Genomic DNA, 18280 nt, shown 5'->3' on the forward strand with positions numbered 1-18280 from the left:
CCTTCACCTCGCCGGATTTATTTAAAATTGTACCTCCCCGCGTATTTTAGCCGCTTTACATTATGCATTTGAAACAACCTGAAAAAAGCTTCCTTCTATTATTTTACTTTGGTAAAATCTTAACAAGAACTTCCATCAATAATGGTCGTGCGATCAAATCCGTTTCACTGTACATATCCTTATAATGGAGCTGAGACATGGAAAAGAATGATAACAAGGCATTGGATAATGACTACCGGGACCTTATCCCGAGAAATGGATTCTTATTCAAATTCATTAAAAAAGATAACGACTTCATACACACTTTCGTTGAAGGCGATTTCATTACAAAATCAATCACGCCAACCGCGATGGTCATCGGGAAAAAATTATCTGACTTTTTGCCAATGAAACAAGCTCTTATAAAACAACGGTTTTATGAAACAGCATGGAATGGAGAAACGGTGAATTATGAAGGCGAAGTCGGTGATATTCATTACGTTGCGTCACTGAATCCTTTAATGGTGAATGGTGAAGTAACCGAGGTCATCGGAACGGCAATCGATATCACAGATAAGAAAAGAAATGAAAACAAGCTTCTGGAGCTTGAAAAATTGGCTGTAGTGGGCGAATTGGCTGCTGGTATAGCTCATGAAATCCGCAACCCGCTAACTTCCATCATTGGATTTACCCAAATCATAAGCGAACGTGTTGATGACGCGAGCATACATGAATATCTTGGAATCATGATGAGGGAATTGGATAGGATCAACAGCATTGTAAATGAATTTATGTTTATCGCAAAACCTGATGAAACCATGAAAGTCAGCACGAACAATATCAACTCGCTTATTGCAGATGTCAATAAATTCATGGAACCACAGTCAAATTTGAAAGGAATCAGGATCAATTTTGACTCTCAATCGGAGGAAATTACGGCTGTATGCGACCAAAATCTAATGAAGCAGGTATTGATTAATCTTATCCAAAATTCGATTGAAGCTACTGAGGAAAACGGAGAAGAGATCAAGATTTCCTTGGGACAGGCATCCGATGAAAAATTTTTCATCCATATTACGGATAAAGGTAACGGGATTACGAGCGACAGACTCAAAAGATTGTTCGAACCTTTTTATACCACAAAAGAAAAGGGCACTGGATTGGGACTGATGATTTGCAGAAGGATAATCGAATTACATCAAGGTACGATTGAATTTAAAAGCGATGTAGGCACCGGGACCGAAGTTACCATTATATTGCCCGGAAAAGTAGCAAGTACATAAAAGAATACGCTACCATGCTTTTGTCAGTCAGGTTACCTTACAATCTATCGTTCAGTCGAAAAGGAGTGTCGCAGTGATGGACTTCAGAGCATATGAAACGATTAGGTTTGAACAATTGGTGCAGAAGTTGGATCAAGCAAACAAGCTTATTCGTTCATGGGATTTAAAAGGGGGAATATCCGCACAAGTTACAAGGTTGGAAGTATTACAACCTACAGGAAGAATCGTACAAATGATCGTCCGTCAGCATGGCGAGAATGACTTAAAACGCAACCCCCATATTGCGGCGGATGAGTACAGGCTTTTGGAAATATTGACAAACGAAGGGTTGCCCGTTCCAACACCTTATTATTTTGAGCAAGCTGGGGGAGCTTTTACCAAGCCATGTTTACTTATTGAATATGTGGAGGGCGGGCCGGAGTTTGCCCCGTCCAACCTGGCGGATTATATTTTCCAGCTCGCAGCCAATCTAGTTCACATTCATCGTCTCGAATGTGAACATCTTGAGCTCTCTTTTCTTCCTAAACAAAAAGAATTGTATGAAAAAATGATCCACGAAAAAGGGTCAAATATGGATGAAACCTTAAATAACAGCTTGATGCTCCATGTATTAAAATCAGCCATTCCAGTTCCCTCATTGAATAGAGATGTAATCCTTCATGGTGATTATTGGCCAGGAAATATATTATTCTTTGAAGATACCCTCGCTTCGGTAATCGACTGGGAAGACGCAGCCTTAGGTGATCCTTTGGCTGACCTTGCCAATAGCCAGCTTGAAATATTATTTCATTTTGGAGCGGCAGCAATGGATGACTTCACCGACCTCTATGTATCCATGATGCCAAACCTGAATTTGGCCAACTTACCACTCTGGCAATTATATGCGGCATTACGGTTATCTTCGTTTCTTGAATGGGGCTTGGAAAAAAACAAAGAAAAAATCATGCGGGAGCGATACACGTCATTTGTTCAGCAAGCGATGAAAATGGTTGGCCATTGCTAAAACCCTATAAACGAAATCGTATATTCAGCAACGTTACAGACATTTTTCAGAAAAAGGCGTTTATACTAGTCCCTTTGCCATCTCATTTCATAAACTAATAATGACCAAAAAAATTACGGGAGGTGTTGAAATGTATAATAAACCATGGGGGCACCCACATGGCGGCCAGCGCCCACCGCAATATTGCCCGCCCCAGACCATGCCTGTACAGTACGATCCGTCTCAAGCTTCCCCAACAAGACATTATGTTAAAACGAATATCATTAATACTGTCATTCCAGTTTTTCACCCCGCACATACCACTACCGTAAATAAACATGTCATCACGTATAAACATTTTTTTCCGCATAGTTGTAACGGCATGAATGGATATGCCCCCCAAGGCTTGGTTGGTGCTCCCCCAGGCAATTTTACGAGGAACCGGTTCAGATATTAACAAACAAAACCCCGATCCGGGGTTTTTTATTATGGATTATCGCCCTGCCCCCATTTAAAGTTGGAAAAAGCGTTCAAGCTTTTTTTTCGCTCTAGGTATACGAAAGATGCAATTCCAGAGCATCAACATATGATACATAAGGTGTAACTATCTTATGGGATATCAGTAACCCATTCCCTTTAACAAATTGGAAGGTGATGATCATAACGTACCCTATTTTTATTGTGACTGGCATCAGTGGTTCCGGTAAATCGGCAACCTCATTGGAACTACAGAAAATCATGGTTGATTTAAATGTAAATGTTTTTGATATGGATCTTATTGTAAATGATGAAAATTATCAGCAAGCTTGTGATAATTGGTTAAAGATTGCCTATTATAGTGCATATTCCGGGCGGAATACCGTTTTGTTTGGCCATGTACCTGACCCATATAACGTAGAAATCTGTGATCACTTCCCTTTTTTTGGTCCTGTGCATTATCTACATCTTTATTGTAATGACAAAGCGCGCACAGAACGGTTAGCGGCACGGGAGAAATGGACGGAAAATAGCATCGAATATATGAATGTACTATCTGAAAAATTGGTTCAGGAAGCTCAAACATCCTCTCCTCCCATCCCAGTAATAGATACATCCAGCACTTCTCCACCCCAAGTGGCCAAGCTGATTAAAAAATGGATACTGAAAAACATGCCTAAATAAAGAATAAGTTGAAATCCGGAATGTAACAATTACGGTTTATTAGCTACTTATTTTACGCACAATAAGTCTTTCATTGAAGTTGTCCATCATGTTGTTTTTTCTCTTTTCTAAGAAAAGGTATTGATTTTTATTGCTTAGCATTCCGGGCTGGGTAGTAAAGGACAAGTCCTACATTATTCGAACCGCTCCGCCTATTAAATGATATAATGGGAGCATCAGTATAAGAATGCATGAATGGACGATAAGTCTTCCATCAAATATAGGGCTTTTGTCATTCTCCATGAAATCATGGTATATGCTGCATAGGAATGTCTCATGTCATGAACCACTTTACTGTGCGCATGGCAATCTTTGAGACATAGGAGGAAAATTAATTGAACATGATGGAAATTACCCCACATGAAAAAGAACGTATAAATGCCCTACAGCGGTATCAAATACTTGATACACCGCCGGATGGCGCTTTCGATAGGGTTACGGCCCTTGCATCACAGCTCCTGAATGTACCTATCGCCATTACCAGCCTTGTCGACGAGGATCGGATATGGTTCAAGTCCCATCATGGCTTGGATGTGGAGGAAATCGAAAGGGAGCCAGGTCTCTGTGCTTCAGCCATACTTCACAATGTTCCTTATATACTTAAAGATGCCAGTTTAGATCCACGATCGCTTGCAAACCCTTTGGTGGCAGGAGAAAACGGGTTCCGTTTTTATGCCGGCATCCCTTTGAATACGCATGACAACCATAATCTTGGCGTGCTTTGTGTCATTGATTATAAGCCGCGTGCCATCACGGAACAAGAACTGGAAATTCTCCGGTCCCTTGCCCAGATCGTCATGGATGAAATGGAGCTGCGTTTGGCATCACTCCAAATTGATAAACTCAGTAAGGATAAATCCGATTTACTGGCTGTCCTCAGTCAAGAAATTAAAAATCCCATGATCGGAATTTTGGGAATGACGGAGCTGCTGCATTCTACTGAAATGACGGACGAACAAAAAGAATATACGGAAATCATCGAAACGAGCGGCAAGGCGCTGCTTACGATGGTAAGTCATATATTGAATTATTCTAAAATGGATACAGGTAAAATGGAAATGAACATCCAGCCTTTTGATATCCACTTCTGTGTAGAACAAGTATTCAAATCATTCAAAGCTGAAGCCGATAAAAAAGGAATGAAATTACTTAGTGATATCGATCCGGAGATTCCGATGGTATTATTGGGCGATGATCATAAAATCCGTCAAATCCTTGTAAATTTAATAGAAAACGCCATTAAGTATACGGATGATGGCAACATTAACATTTCCGTCACCTTAATGACTGGAGAAAACAATCCTGATTTCATCCATTTATCTTTCCATGTAAAGGATTCAGGAAACGGTATTCCAAATGATCAAGTAGCGAGCCTTTTTAAGCCTTTCAATCAAGTGTATCCAAAAGGCCCGGCAACATTCAAAACAGGGACGGGGCTTGGCCTTTCCATCTGTAAACGATTGACGGAAATGATGGATGGAAGCATTTGGCTTGAAGAGACTAGTGAACAAGGCTCGACATTCTCCTTCGAAATAAAGCTGCCAGCATTAACCTAGTAACTGCTCGTTGATTATTTATACGATGGATACCGTGGCGAAAATTGGCGGTATCCATCTTTTACTTTCTTCTATGTACCCATCAAGCTGATGGTGATCTTACAGGTGAAATGAAATGAAGCTGTGAAGAACCATCGACAGGCTCGATTAGGACTGGTTTCATGGCACCGCCAAAGCTTAGTTTGACTTCTTTTTCCTTTATCACCTTCAAGGCATCCAATAAGAAATATCCATCAAGTGAAACATTTACCTCTGCTACACCTTTTATGCCGTTGATAGTTTGGATTTCTTTTATTTTGCCTCGTTCCGTTAAATTGGAAGAAATCTGTAATTTATTGCCCTCCAAGAGATCTAAGTGTACATTGTTATTTCGGCAATCCCTTGCAAAGAGACAGGCTCTATCAACCCCTTTTAATAGTTTATTAGTGTCCATGATGACGGTCGTTTTCGAATCTCTTGGCAGCATTTCCAATACATTAGGAAAGCTGCCTTCTATCAACCTTGTAAAAAGTGAAATATGACTTGATTTGAATCCGACGTAACTTTTTGAAACAAAAATATGTACGACACCCGCTTCATCATTCATTAATTTGGTCAGCTCATTCAGGCTCTTACTTGGGACAATGAACGAACCAGTTATTTTGGTCTCTAACGCTAGCTCGCTTGACGCCAAGCGATGCGAATTCGTCGCCACGCAACAAAGCAAATTTTCCTTGAATGTCATATTGACTCCTGCCAGAGCAGGCCTGGACTCGCTTTTGGATACGGCAAAAGCCGTCTGCTTAATGATTTCCTGCAATCCTTCACTGTGTACCTCAATGAATGCGGAATCATCAATGAACGGAAGATCAGGATATTCTGTCGAATTGAAACCATTAAGATCAGTAACGATTTCAGCCGATTTAATCGTTACTGAATGGTTTGCGTTGAGCTTAACATGGATGTCATCGGATAATTTTTGGATGATATCACTTAAATATTTTGCTGGTAAGACGACACTTCCCTTATCATACACCTCCAATACTCTTTCACCGCCAAGCGTAACTGGAATGGTTTTTTCGATGATAATGTCTGAATTGCTGCCTAGGAGGATTAATCCATCCACATTTGCGACTATCTTTATCCCTGTTAAGATGGATGGTGTCGTTTTTGTGGAAATTGCATGCCCGACAGCTGAAAGAGCTTGATGAAGGCAGTTTTTGTTAACCATAAATTCCATAAGAAAAACCACTCCTTGATATTCGTTTATAAACTCTATTCGACAAATTTCCTAAGAACCCCTTTTTGACCTTTTTTACAAACAAAGTTTGCAGCACGAGTTAGGCTTTCATCACATCGGAGTTGACAACACCACTCAGACAGTTTTGATTCATTTGGTGTTTCCTTCTCTTATGCACTCTATTATGTGATATATTGAGCACTAGCTTGCTTCTTCAAGCAGAGCTGCAGCAAAAAGCATGGAATATCCATTCAGTTCTTGGAAATGATAGATTACCCTTGAACAGCATCGAAAAGGAATAGGGAAGCAAGATTGCATGTGAACCGCTGTGACATGCTGAACAATAATAGATGTTACATTTTGTTGAGAGACTTTTTATATGGCTACCTTAGATGATAAGATGCTTGAGGAAGTAATTTAAAAATTCATGTACAGCAATATAGGAGGAGATCATTTTGTATCCATATGCATTTTTGGCAATAGCGATTGTAAGTGAAGTGTTTGGCAGCTCCATGTTAAAAGGATCGAACGGATTTAAACGGTTTTTCCCTTCCTTGGGTGTCATAATCGGAATGGGTTTAGCCTTTTATTGCCTATCCATATCCCTCATGACCATTCCACTTGGAACGGCGTATGCGATATGGTCCGGCATTGGAACCGCATTAACAGCTTTAGTGGGGGTAATCGTTTATAAAGAAAGCTTCAATCTGAAAAAATTCATAGGTTTACTTTTGATCATTGGCGGAGTCGTCATTTTGAAGCTTGCTGCTGGTGATTCTCAATAACGTTTTTAATTATATTGGAGGTAATGGAATGAAAGGGTACATTGCACTGGGGATATCCATCATAACCGAAGTATTTGGGACGACCATGCTTAAGATATCTGATGGATTCACTAATTTTTTCCCGACATTAGGGGTTATCCTGGGCTTCGGAACGGCGTTTTATTGCCTATCCTTATGTCTTAAAACGATTCCGTTAAGCTTGGCTTATGCCATTTGGTCTGGAATCGGCACCGCTTTAACTGCGTTGATAGGCGTTATTCTCTGGGATGAGCCCTTTAGTACACTTACGTTAGGCGGGTTAATCTTAATCATTGGCGGAGTTGCTTTATTGAACGCTTCCCATTCTTCGAAGCAAACAAAGAAATCATCTCTAACTGAATGAAACAGCTAGATGAAAGGTACAAAATGGCCAACTCAAGGCGGAATTTGACAGGTAAAAAGGGGGTTCGGAAATGTTAAATTCCGAACCCCCTTTTGTCTTGAACTATTGGGCATATACGGCTGAAGTCTTTACCAAGTCCGCCGTGCAAAGTCGGTGAACTTGAATTTATCCGGCCTATGCCTGGATTCACTATACTGAAACAAACTTCCATCCATTAAATGGACAGTACTTCTCACGACGGCGACCATATCATAGTCTTCAATATCCAATAGCTGTTTATCTTCGTCACTGCATGGCTCCACGGTGATTTCCTTATTCGAAAATCCAATCTGAAGCCCCAGTTCTCCCTCGATATATCGATAAATCGAATCCTCACTGATTTCCTTTGTCAGCTTAGGGACAAGCTCACTATTGAAATAATCTTTATCAAGGATGATTTTTTTGCCATTGATTTGCCGAATCCGAAAAACCTTCCATATATCCTGATCTTTCGTTAGGTCAAGATGCTTCATCATGTTTGAGTCCGGGGACTCAAGCTCCAGCGTATGAATGATCGTTTTGGAATGCAGATTCAGCTTCTCCGCCATTTCCTTAAAGGAAATCAATCCTGCCACAGGAAAATTGAATTTGTTGATATCGAGCACGTAAGATCCCTTGCCCTTGATTTTGTGAATATACCCATTTTGTTCGAGTAAATTCAAAGCCTTCCTCACAGTATCCCTTGAAATACCATACTCTTCCATGAAGCTGCTTTCGGAAGGAAGCTTTTCATTGGCGGAAAAAGTTTTTTCTTCAATCTTTGTAACGATATCACCATATAGTGATAGGTATTTGCTGTTCATTTCATCACCACAATATTATTTGTTAACCGGCTGTCCCTTTTCCAACAAATAGACCACCGATTCATAGGGCCTCAGCACACATTGATCAGCAAGCTCTTTTGAATCGCCATAGTTGGAAATTAGAAGCTCTGACTTGAAGCCGGTCAGGTTTGCATCCTTTGGCATCTCGAAAAACGCTTCTTTTGCATAAAAATTATTGATGACCAGAAGCTTCTCATCTTCATGACTGCGGATATAAGCGAATAATTCGGGATGTTCGCCAAGGATTTCCTGGTATTCCCCATATGCAATGATATCATGTTTCTTCCGTAAACATATTAGTTTTTGGTAATGATAGAAAATCGAATCTTGATCGCTCAGTGAATGCTCAACGTTGATTGCCTTTGCATGATCTGGGACTTCAATCCATGGCGTCCCCGTCGTGAAGCCTGCATGCTCCGCATTTTCCCACTGCATCGGGGTCCGGGAATTGTCACGGGACTTAGCTTGGAGAATTTCCATTATTTCTTCTTCATCTTTTCCTTCTTCTTTTAAAATATTGAAATAATTAATCGATTCGACATCGCGATATTGTTCAATGTCGGTGAACTTCGGATTCGTCATTCCTATTTCCTCGCCTTGATATATGTAAGGCGTTCCCCTGAGCATATGGATCGCTGTTGCCAGCATCTTGGCCGATTGCTTTTGATATTTCTCATCATTCCCAAACCTGGACAATATTCGTGGCTGGTCATGGTTGCACCAGAAGAGTGCATTCCATCCGTTACCTTCTTGCATGCCGTATTGCCAGCTGCTGAGGATTTCCTTTAACATCCTGAAGTCAAAATCGGCAATGGACCACTTTTCCCCATCCATGTAATCCACCTTGAGATGATGGAAGTTGAATACCATGGACAGCTCCTTCTCATCAGGAGCGGAATATTGGATGCAATGATCGATCGTCGTCGATGACATTTCTCCTACCGTCACCACTTTTTCATCTTTCCCAAACGTTTCTTCATTCATTTCTTTAAGGTATTGATGGATTTTGTGGCCATCCGTATAAAAGCAGCGGCCGTCCCCTTCCAAATCATTTTCGAATAAGCCGGGCTTGGAAATGAGATTGATGACATCCAGGCGGAACCCTTTCACACCCTTTTCCATCCAAAAGTTAACAACATCATAGATTTCTTGCCTCACTTTAGGATTTTCCCAGTTTAGGTCAGCTTGTGTACGGTCGAACAAGTGAAGGTAATATTCATCGAATTCTTCTACATATTCCCATGCTGGGCCGCCAAATTTCGAAATCCAATTCGTAGGCGGTTCGCCGTCGGGCGATTTTTTAAAAATATAATAATCCTTATACGCCTTATCGCCTGCCAATGCCTTTTGGAACCACTCATGCTCTGTGGATGTATGGTTGAATACCATATCCAGCATGATTTCCATATTCCTTGATTGGGCAGCCTTCACCAATCTCTCGAAATCAGCCATTGTCCCGAACGCTGGATCGATGGATGTATAATCCGCTACATCATAGCCGTTATCATTTTGCGGTGAACGGTAAAATGGCGTCAGCCAAATATAATCAACTCCAAGTAACTCGAGGTAATCCATTTTTTCAATCACACCATTGATATCCCCGATGCCGTCCCCGTTGGAATCCTTGAATGATTTCGGATAAATTTGATACACGGTGCTTTTTTTAAAATCCTTCATTGTAAAATCCTCCTCTGCTATTTCAAACGACCTTTTGCCAGTATGATAAAAAAAGAGGGAGACTCCTCCCCCTTTGCATGGTTACGCATTTAATTTCGTTGGTTTCGTTCTCGTTTTCAAGTTCATTTGAGGCCGCTTGGAAAAGACGATGGTCAAAATGAACGGCACGATGAAGGCAACCAGCATCGCCACTGCAAACATTCCCATATGCTTTGGCTGGATGGAAAGGATACCCGGTATCCCGCCAACCCCGATGGAGTTGGCCATCACACCAGATCCGACGGATACGATGCCTGCAAACATTGAACCAATCATTCCGGCCAGGAACGGGAAGCCGTATTTCAAGTTAATCCCGAACATGGCAGGCTCGGTTACCCCGAGATAGCATGAAATTGTGGCTGGGATCGACACTTGTCTTTCCTCCTCGTCCTTTCTATTGATGTAAATCATCGCAAGTACAGCCGTTCCTTGAGCAATGTTCGATAAAGCGATCATCGGCCAAAGGTTCGTCCCGTGCAATTCACTCATAAGCTGCAAATCGATTGCGTTTGTCATGTGATGCAAACCGGTGATGACAAGCGGTGCATACGCAAAGCCGAAAACGGCAGCGAATAGCCAACCAAACGATGAAGTCAGACCAGAGTATACAACTGATGAAATGACTGTGCCGATTTTCCAGCCGATAGGCCCTAAAACGGTATGGGCAATGATCACGGTTGGAAGCAAAGCAAAAAATGGAACGACGATCATGGAAATGGAATTATGCACTCGATCTCTCAGGAACCGCTCTAAATAAGCTAAAACGAAGCCTGCCAGTATCGCCGGAATGACCTGGGCTTGATAGCCGATCATATCGACTTGGGCGAAACCAAAATCCCAAAACGGGATGTCACTTGCTTTTGTCCCTGCCACTGCATATGCATTAAGAAGCTGCGGAGAAACGAGCGTCAAACCAAGGACAATTCCGAGAATTTGCGTGGTGCCCATTTTCTTCGAAATGGACCACGTGATCCCAACTGGAAGAAAATGAAATATAGCTTCGCCAATCAGCCAAAGGAAAGCATGGACCCCTGACCAAAATTGGGAAATCTCCACAAGCGTCTTCGTGCCATCATCGAACATTTTAATATCCCCGATGATATTGCGGAAACCAAGAATGAGGCCCCCGACGACTATGGCTGGAATCAGCGGTGTGAAAATATCCGCAAGATGGGCAACCAAGCGCTGCAGCCAGCTCATATTCTGTTTAGCTGCCGCTTTCACGTCTTCTTTCGATGCTTCCTGCAAGCCGGCTATCGAAACGAATTCATTATAAAAGGATGATACTTCATTGCCGATGATGACCTGGAACTGCCCGGCTTGTGTAAAGGTTCCTTTTACTAGTTTGATTGATTCAATATTCGTTACATCCGCCTTTGCTGTATCTTTCAGTACGAATCGCATTCTAGTCGCACAATGCGTGACGGTGGCGATATTCTCTTTCCCTCCGACATATTGGAGCAAATCCCCTGCTGGTTCTGTATATTTACCCATTTGAGTACTTCCCTTCCTTAGAAAGTAAAATATATTAGTCCCCCAAACCTGTACGTACAAGATTTGGTTACGCTTTCATCTTATCCTGTACGTACAGGTGTGTCAACCACTTTTTTTCAACCATCCTATATCCTTTGAAAAAATAAAAAGCCTTTCCCCGAATTCCGCCGGGAAAAGGTTTGAAAATCATTCGGTTTTCTTTCGCATTACGGGCCATACAGCAGTTTTGCTCATGACAATGTAAGCGTGAGATTCGTTTCTGCAACTTCCACTCCATTCACAAGAAGCGAGATCTTATGGAAGCCCTCATAATGACGGCGTGTGGTTAAATCCTTCCAATTGTGAATTTTCACTCTATCAACGCCCTCTCCAGCTGCAAAATTCCTATCTGCCAGCAGGAACAGTTTTCGGGACGTTTTTTGCTTCGCTTTCACAAAATCGATGGCGTACTCAATCCGAAGCTTCACCGTACTGATGGCTCCCACCTGAAAGCCAAAATGAAGTTCACTCGTCTCCCCGATCTTAATGGAAGCCGGCTCATTTTCAATAAAAGCCGCAGCTACCATCGTCGGGTCACTCCATACATCCGCGTACCCAAACATCGCCAGCACCTCGGGATCCGCTTGTTTGACAAGTGATCTGCACCCTCGCCGGATGATCCAATTCGTAAGGTCGTCCCCGCTCTCATGCCAGCGCTTGGCAATTTGAATGACGGCAGCCGGATGGTCCTTGGCAATATCATTTAAGTTATTGGCCACACTTTTACGAACATAGAGCGAGGGATCGTTTTTCAGGTTTTCCAGCAGTTCCAGCACCGGCTGCGGATCTGCCTTGAACATCGGTAAAGATTGTCCCCAAGGCAGCCTCGGCCGGCATCCTTCACTGGCTAGCCTGCGGACATGCTCATTCTCATTCTGTGCCCATTCCTTCATCTTCGCAATCATTAACACGGGCTCAAGCAGGATGAATGCACGCACAGCAAATTCAGAAGAAGACCTAACGGTAAAACGCTCCAAGGCTTCTAGCGACAGGAGCCAATTCTCCTTATTCAACCCATGCACCTCTACAAAATCCGGGAAAAATAAATATCTGAAGCCTTCACAATCTTTTTCCAATTGATATAAGATATTCAGGGCTTCCTGATAATCACTCGGAAGATGCCTTCCCAGTGTAAGCGAAATATGCCTGATTCGCTCTTTCAACTTCATCTCATCCCATTCCTCGTTCATCACATCTTCTCGAAAAGATTGAGCAGGAAAGGGGGGATGGACGCTTCTCACTTTTTCACTGAATTCACGGATGAAAGCAGCGCTATATAAATCCTTTAATGGTTCAGCCATTTATTTCACTTCTTTTCTCCATGTTTTCTTACTTCATCCATCCACCATAGCATTTTTCTCCATTGAGTAACAACCCTGCTGCCTTCGCAAGACTTGATCCTGTTCTCGAATATTCGGGTCGTCTTCGCCGCTATCTCGGTATTGCATGGAATAACTTTGTCCGTATTCGCCATTTTTCCGACCCCACTTGAATTAATTCGGCCTACTTCCGGATTTTCCTTATAGAAAGCTTTGGAGAACATAAAAAAGGCGGGACATAAAGCTCCCACCTCTTTTGCAGCTATGAAGTTAGTCATTTGATTTTCATTTTATTTTTTTCATGGAAAATTGAGATATTATCACCATTTATTCCGGCATATGCACCTTTACTTGCCAATTGTTTGCTTTCAGGATGAGCAATCAGCCATTTATTTTTCATGAATAATAGTTTATCCTCTTCCGTTCTTTTTTTTATCTCCTGATTTAATGGCTCATTTGTGCCGGCCGGCAAAATAACGATTGTCTTGAACCCCTCTTCGTTTACTTTACATGGGGCAAAGTGCAAGGTTGTACTATATAACTCTATCGCCGTTCCTTTTGGTATAAAGAATGCCTCTACATTAGGAGAAAGATAGCTATTGTCGTGAATGTCTTGTACCCTTCCCAATAGAAGAACCATATCTGTCACCGCAATGTTGATTTCACTGCCTTTATGATATTCTAAACCATTCAGCGTTGAGTTCGGGCCATTACAATATCCAATTTGAATCGGCATTTCTCCATAAAAGGCAGTTTGAATCCGTTCTTTCACGCTCGTATTTTCCATATCGGAAACTGAAGGTATATAGATATTATGATCTTGAGGAATCTCCATTTCTTTCATATATGTTTGCAGCTCTTGAAAATTATATCCAATGATTATTTTACCGTATGGTGCAAACCTGCTATCTTCAACATGGAAAATGGAAATATGTTTATTTAAACTTCTAATCGCTTCATACTTTGACAAGGTCACTCAGCTCCTTTCCTCCATTTTAATGGCCCTCAAATTAAAATCCATGAGGAACCTTTCAACGTTATTTATTATCATTTCAATACTGGTGCTTCCGTAATCGTGTTGTCCCAGGCATTGCGGAATTTATCCAATCCATAATCTGTAAATGCGTGATGGAAGCTTTCCTTGTAAACATCGAAGCCACAGGTCACGATATGAGCCCCGGCTTTCGCGGCATCCACGATTTGTTTGCCATTCCGCAAAGCGGCCACGATAATTTCGGTTTCGAAATTATACCTTTTATAGATATTTGCGATATCTTGAATGTATTGAGTCGTGTCATCCCCGCTATTTTCTTTCCATCCAACGAAAGGCGATACGAAACTAGCCTTGATTCTTCCAGCTTGCAAGGCTTGGGAAGGAGAAAAAACAAGCGTGACATTCGTAGGGATGCCTTCTTTTTCAAATTCCCTCGCCGCAATCAAACCTGGTTCTGTACACGGAATTTTAATGACGAAATTGGAAGACAATTGTGCAATCTTCGTTCCTGTTTCAACCATTTCTTTTGCATCGTCTAAATGAGGATTAATCTCCACTGAAATAGGAAAGTTCTCAACGCCCTTAAATTCGCTTCCTAATTCATCTAACACGGTAAGGAATGGTTTACCGCTGGACATGATATGGCGAGGATTCGTCGTTACCCCATCGATGGCCCAATTTTCATAAGCATAACGCACTTCCTTCATAATGGCACTGTCCAAAAAATATTTCATAGTTTATTCCTCCTCATGTCATTTAAACATATCTACGTTTTTAATAAATGTTACTACCTTTGATTCTATAATAAAAAAAAGTATTCTATCTTTCAAGCTTTTTCTTTACAAATTCTAGTAAAGTTATTTTTCATGCCAAGTGCCCGTTCGTTTTTTAATGTAAAATAGGCTACACTATACCAACATTACGGGCCCTTCAACTTAAATCATCACAGTTTAATCCGGCAGTCATGTACTTGATTCTTTTTACATAGGTATACCTGATTTACGCTCATTAAGATCTTTTACGATATTATTGTATTTATCATCTGATAGTTTATAAAAGAATGCCATTACAATAATGGTTGCCATGGCCAATGTACTTGGATATATGAACATAAGTCCTCTAATCCCTTCTACCACATTAGCATTTTGCACGGCATTGGGAACGTACCCGACTAGCCCTAAAACAATACCCGGGATAAAACCTGCTAGAGCCTGAGATAATTTGCGACAGAAAGTGAAGAATGAATAAACCACGCCTTCCGATCTATTGCCTGTTTTCCATTCCCCGTATTCAACCGCATCAGAAACGAATGCCCAGTTCAAACTATTGACAAATGCACTTCCAAAGAAGGCAAAACAAGCTAAAATGATAAATATTACGGCATTATCAGCAAAAATATAAGCTAATAAATCGCCAACTGCCCAAATTGCGCAACCAAGAATGTACGTGTATTTCTTTCCGATTTTTTTAACCATGAACGGAACTAGTGCTACACCTATAAACACACAGCCAATGCTGAAAAAGCCCATGTAAGGGACGATTGAAACATTTTTCAATACATATTGGCAATAGTATACTTGTACTGCGAGCTTTACATTGAAAGCTGAAAAAGTAAACAAGTTCACTAAACAAAGTATCAAAAGAGGGGTATTTTTTAACAACCCTTTATAACTCTCACTCAGTTTCACCTGAGCTTCTTTTGGCTTCTCGTACACATATCTTTCTTTCACATTCTTATAACAATATAGTTGAAATAGTACACCTAAAAAAGCAAATACCGATACCGCCACTATGTATCCAGTGGATTCACTATTGAAAAGTAAAACGATAGGCATGAATCCAACCGTAGTAATCAATAGGCCCATGTTTGATCCTGCTTGCCTAAACGCAGCCAACTCCGCTCTTTCTACAGGATCTTTGGTCATGGCAGGAACCATTGAACCGTAAGGAATATTTGAAATGCTATAAATGGTACCAAATGCCATATAGGTTGCATAAGCCCAAATCATTTTTCCAGTGAGTGAAAAATCAGGATTGGTGAAACTAACGATTGTAATAAGGGCTAACGGTACTGCCGTGTAAAGGATAAACGGCCTGAACTTTCCTTTTGGACCAATTTTTTTTCGATTGTCCACCCATGTGCCTACAGTAATGTCGGCAAAAGCGTCCCATATTTTTGTAATTAAGAAGATTAACCCAGCTGTTGCTGATGGCAGTCCAAGTGCATCCGTATAAAACTTAAGTAAATAGATTTGACCTAGATCAAATAAAAAATTATTTCCTACATCCCCCATTCCGTACGCTATTTTTTCCTTAAGCTTTAATTTCTTAGAAGTATCAACTGGACGTTCCATGTTTTGAACGACTGATTGTTCCATACGTTCTCTCCTTTTAAATACCAATTTTAAAATTAAAGAAATGCCAATTATCTAATCGTCACTAACCCTTCATAAGAAATGCGCACACTCAACTTTCACGTTCTTGTCAGCTGAAAATCTTCCACGGCCTGTGCCCCCTTCCATCGTTTTAGAAAAACTCATTTCTAACATTACTATCTTTTTGAAAAAGTTATTATGTTTTACTATATTATGAAAACGCATACAAAATAGCAAGCCTTTTCCATATATTTTTTCATTTTTTTGAAAAATTCAATCTTCTTGGCCGTGACTGCTTTCAAATCTACTAACCTCTATAAATAATTCATACCAGAGTTCCTAAAACCTCTTTCGCGGCACAGGAACGTTTTTTTCAGAATTTTTCTTTTTTTTATAATCATCCCTTGTAATTCTGTAAACGTATTCTTATAATGAACAAAGATACTGATTTTTATTTAAAGGTAACTATGTTTACCCGAGTTACCGCTAGTTCCATATTTATAGATTACCAGTGAAATTCGAAAGAACATGAAAAAACGGGTAGTACCTATTTATGATTAACAAAATTACATGGAGGTTTTTGATATGAGTACAAAAAGAAAAGAATTAAACAGTAATTTTTTCTCGAGTTTTTTAAATGTTGATTACTTATCCGAAGAAGATAAATACATTTTTAAAAAGGAAAAACAAAAATATAAATTTAACGTAATTGGTGCCGGGATGATAGGCCATGAGCATATTAAAGTTACCATGCTAGAGGGAAGAGCGACCATTCATGGCATTTATGATTTAGATAAGAAAAGTATTGAAAATACGAAAAGGATGTTCTCGGAAAACTTCCCTGGACATGATCTAGTAGAGTATCGGACTCTTGAGGAAGCTTGTCATGATTCACAAGTAGATGGACTAATTATTTGTACGCCGAATTATACCCATCTTGAGATTGTGAGAGAAGCAGTCAAATCTGGAAAGCATATTTTACTAGAAAAACCAATGGCTACTAATTTAAATGATGCATTGGAAATTAAAGAACTTGCCGATGGCTATAAAGGGATCTTTCAAATCGGCCTTCAATATCGTTACAAAGCGATTTACAACGAATCAATTCACGAAGCGATCGAGCGAAAATCAATTGGTGATATTAAAACAATCAGCATTGTAGAACATCGAGTTCCATTCCTGGATAAAGTAAACCAATGGAATAAATTCTCTAAATATTCAGGCGGTACGCTCGTTGAAAAATGTTGTCATTATTTTGACCTTTTAAACTTATTTGCCCAATCCAAGCCCTCTTTCGTTTATGCAACCGGAGGAAGCGCTGTCAATTTTAATGATTTTGAATATAAAGAACAAAAATCTGATGTAATCGATCATGCAAATGTCAATATCGTCTATGAAAACGGTGTGAACACGAATTTTAATTTGTGCATGTTTTCTCCTATGTTCTATGAAGAAATTACGATATGTGGAGATGAAGGAAGACTAAGAGCCTATGAAAACGATGATTTTTTACCGGTGAATCGACCAAATACACATCTGGAAGTTTTAAGTGGTGAAAGTAAACCTACAAGAATCTCCACTCCATGTTATCCATCTGTTATCCAAAGCAGTGGACATAATGGCGGAACGTATTATGAACACAAATACTTCATTGATAATATGGAAGGCGTTTCAACCACCACTGCCACTGTTGAAGAAGGCTTTTGGTCCATTGTCGTCGGGATTGCAGCAGAAGAATCCATTAAAACAGGAAAAGTAGTATACATTGATGAATTGTTAAAGAGAGTTCATAATGAGAAAGCGACTGTCTCTAATTAATTGAATCGGTGCATCCGCCATTTAATCGTTTGATGGTCACAAGAACCTTGTAATACAGAGGAGCATGAAAAATGCGGCCCTACCCTTTATACGGGTAGGGCCGCATTTTTCATATTTCTTACTTTTGAACTTTAGGGGTAGCCCCCACTATCCATCCTCTCCATCGCTTATGAAATGGCAAGTCACTGACAAGCACCTTATAATAGAAGGAACTAGCATTGATAAAGACACTCTCCAAATCCCCCTTCATTTATTGAGTGCAACACACTAAAAGGC

The 18280-nt window shown here is 40.5% G+C and carries 17 protein-coding genes; 8 read left to right on the forward strand and 9 right to left on the reverse strand.

Features of this window, described 5'->3' with window-relative positions; genetic code table 11:
- Window positions 1-197 precede the first annotated feature (197 nt).
- The 5 genes from CVN76_RS18890 (at window position 198) to CVN76_RS18910 (ending at window position 5000) form a co-directional block, all read left to right on the forward strand.
- Complete coding sequence (locus CVN76_RS18890; RefSeq protein WP_100532555.1) at window positions 198-1262, forward strand: ATP-binding protein; 1065 nt, start codon at window positions 198-200, stop codon at window positions 1260-1262.
- A 76-nt stretch (window positions 1263-1338) separates the two neighbouring features.
- Window positions 1339-2265 carry a phosphotransferase family protein gene (locus tag CVN76_RS18895; RefSeq protein WP_100532556.1) on the forward strand — a complete coding sequence of 309 codons (927 nt, stop codon included), beginning with the start codon at window positions 1339-1341 and terminating at the stop codon, window positions 2263-2265.
- A 130-nt stretch (window positions 2266-2395) separates the two neighbouring features.
- The gene (locus tag CVN76_RS18900) at window positions 2396-2701 is read left to right on the forward strand and encodes a CotD family spore coat protein (RefSeq protein ID WP_157805705.1); all 306 of its coding nucleotides are present in this window, start codon (window positions 2396-2398) and stop codon (window positions 2699-2701) included.
- Window positions 2702-2898: 197 nt separating this feature from the next.
- A complete protein-coding gene (locus CVN76_RS18905; protein WP_100532558.1) occupies window positions 2899-3405 on the forward strand; it encodes an AAA family ATPase in 507 nt (168 codons plus the stop codon).
- Between the two features lie 380 nt (window positions 3406-3785).
- Complete coding sequence (locus CVN76_RS18910; protein ID WP_232732349.1) at window positions 3786-5000, forward strand: GAF domain-containing sensor histidine kinase; 1215 nt, start codon at window positions 3786-3788, stop codon at window positions 4998-5000.
- Between the two features lie 82 nt (window positions 5001-5082).
- On the opposite strand, the gene dnaN is transcribed toward CVN76_RS18910, so the two are convergent.
- Window positions 5083-6219, reverse strand: a complete 1137-nt coding sequence (dnaN, locus tag CVN76_RS18915; protein WP_100532560.1) for a DNA polymerase III subunit beta — start codon at window positions 6217-6219, stop codon at window positions 5083-5085.
- A 455-nt stretch (window positions 6220-6674) separates the two neighbouring features.
- Here dnaN and CVN76_RS18920 point away from each other — a divergent pair, with 455 nt between their 5' ends.
- Both CVN76_RS18920 and CVN76_RS18925 read left to right on the forward strand, forming a co-directional pair.
- Complete coding sequence (locus tag CVN76_RS18920) at window positions 6675-7004, forward strand: DMT family transporter (RefSeq protein WP_061141718.1); 330 nt, start codon at window positions 6675-6677, stop codon at window positions 7002-7004.
- A gap of 28 nt (window positions 7005-7032) precedes the next feature.
- A complete protein-coding gene (locus CVN76_RS18925) occupies window positions 7033-7386 on the forward strand; it encodes a DMT family transporter (protein WP_100532561.1) in 354 nt (117 codons plus the stop codon).
- A 128-nt stretch (window positions 7387-7514) separates the two neighbouring features.
- Here CVN76_RS18925 and treR read toward each other — a convergent pair whose 3' ends face one another.
- From treR to CVN76_RS18965, 8 genes are all read right to left on the reverse strand, one after another.
- On the reverse strand, window positions 7515-8228 hold the full coding sequence (gene treR, locus CVN76_RS18930) for a trehalose operon repressor (RefSeq protein WP_100532562.1): 714 nt from the start codon (window positions 8226-8228) through the stop codon (window positions 7515-7517).
- 15 nt (window positions 8229-8243) lie between these two features.
- A complete protein-coding gene (gene treC, locus CVN76_RS18935; RefSeq protein WP_100532563.1) occupies window positions 8244-9926 on the reverse strand; it encodes an alpha,alpha-phosphotrehalase in 1683 nt (560 codons plus the stop codon).
- Window positions 9927-10007: 81 nt separating this feature from the next.
- The gene (gene treP / locus CVN76_RS18940; RefSeq protein ID WP_100532564.1) at window positions 10008-11459 is read right to left on the reverse strand and encodes a PTS system trehalose-specific EIIBC component; all 1452 of its coding nucleotides are present in this window, start codon (window positions 11457-11459) and stop codon (window positions 10008-10010) included.
- Window positions 11460-11689: 230 nt separating this feature from the next.
- Window positions 11690-12799 carry a DNA alkylation repair protein gene (locus tag CVN76_RS18945; RefSeq protein ID WP_100532565.1) on the reverse strand — a complete coding sequence of 370 codons (1110 nt, stop codon included), beginning with the start codon at window positions 12797-12799 and terminating at the stop codon, window positions 11690-11692.
- Window positions 12800-12804: 5 nt separating this feature from the next.
- The gene (locus tag CVN76_RS31130) at window positions 12805-12972 is read right to left on the reverse strand and encodes a hypothetical protein (protein WP_157805707.1); all 168 of its coding nucleotides are present in this window, start codon (window positions 12970-12972) and stop codon (window positions 12805-12807) included.
- Window positions 12973-13091: 119 nt separating this feature from the next.
- Entirely contained in the window at window positions 13092-13787 is a 696-nt protein-coding gene (locus CVN76_RS18955; protein ID WP_100532567.1) for a DUF4867 family protein, read from the reverse strand.
- 77 nt (window positions 13788-13864) lie between these two features.
- On the reverse strand, window positions 13865-14545 hold the full coding sequence (locus CVN76_RS18960) for a transaldolase family protein (protein WP_100532568.1): 681 nt from the start codon (window positions 14543-14545) through the stop codon (window positions 13865-13867).
- Between the two features lie 246 nt (window positions 14546-14791).
- Window positions 14792-16189, reverse strand: coding sequence for an MFS transporter (locus CVN76_RS18965; RefSeq protein WP_100532569.1), 1398 nt, complete (start codon window positions 16187-16189; stop codon window positions 14792-14794).
- Between the two features lie 582 nt (window positions 16190-16771).
- Between CVN76_RS18965 and CVN76_RS18970 the strand changes: the two genes are divergently transcribed.
- On the forward strand, window positions 16772-18004 hold the full coding sequence (locus tag CVN76_RS18970; RefSeq protein WP_100532570.1) for a Gfo/Idh/MocA family protein: 1233 nt from the start codon (window positions 16772-16774) through the stop codon (window positions 18002-18004).
- The last annotated feature ends 276 nt before the right edge of the window (window positions 18005-18280 follow it).

It is taken from the genome of Bacillus sp. mrc49 (assembly GCF_002803435.1).

Coding starts and splice junctions, on each gene's coding strand:
- CVN76_RS18890 (WP_100532555.1), top strand. CDS start 198: ATGGAAAAGAATGATAACAAGGCATTGGATAATGACTACCGGGACCTT.
- CVN76_RS18895 (WP_100532556.1), top strand. CDS start 1,339: ATGGACTTCAGAGCATATGAAACGATTAGGTTTGAACAATTGGTGCAG.
- CVN76_RS18900 (WP_157805705.1), top strand. CDS start 2,396: ATGTATAATAAACCATGGGGGCACCCACATGGCGGCCAGCGCCCACCG.
- CVN76_RS18905 (WP_100532558.1), top strand. CDS start 2,899: ATGATCATAACGTACCCTATTTTTATTGTGACTGGCATCAGTGGTTCC.
- CVN76_RS18910 (WP_232732349.1), top strand. CDS start 3,786: ATGATGGAAATTACCCCACATGAAAAAGAACGTATAAATGCCCTACAG.
- dnaN (WP_100532560.1), bottom strand. CDS start 6,219: ATGGAATTTATGGTTAACAAAAACTGCCTTCATCAAGCTCTTTCAGCT.
- CVN76_RS18925 (WP_100532561.1), top strand. CDS start 7,033: ATGAAAGGGTACATTGCACTGGGGATATCCATCATAACCGAAGTATTT.
- treR (WP_100532562.1), bottom strand. CDS start 8,228: ATGAACAGCAAATACCTATCACTATATGGTGATATCGTTACAAAGATT.
- treC (WP_100532563.1), bottom strand. CDS start 9,926: ATGAAGGATTTTAAAAAAAGCACCGTGTATCAAATTTATCCGAAATCA.
- treP (WP_100532564.1), bottom strand. CDS start 11,459: ATGGGTAAATATACAGAACCAGCAGGGGATTTGCTCCAATATGTCGGA.
- CVN76_RS18945 (WP_100532565.1), bottom strand. CDS start 12,799: ATGGCTGAACCATTAAAGGATTTATATAGCGCTGCTTTCATCCGTGAA.
- CVN76_RS31130 (WP_157805707.1), bottom strand. CDS start 12,972: ATGGCGAATACGGACAAAGTTATTCCATGCAATACCGAGATAGCGGCG.
- CVN76_RS18960 (WP_100532568.1), bottom strand. CDS start 14,545: ATGAAATATTTTTTGGACAGTGCCATTATGAAGGAAGTGCGTTATGCT.
- CVN76_RS18965 (WP_100532569.1), bottom strand. CDS start 16,189: ATGGAACAATCAGTCGTTCAAAACATGGAACGTCCAGTTGATACTTCT.
- CVN76_RS18970 (WP_100532570.1), top strand. CDS start 16,772: ATGAGTACAAAAAGAAAAGAATTAAACAGTAATTTTTTCTCGAGTTTT.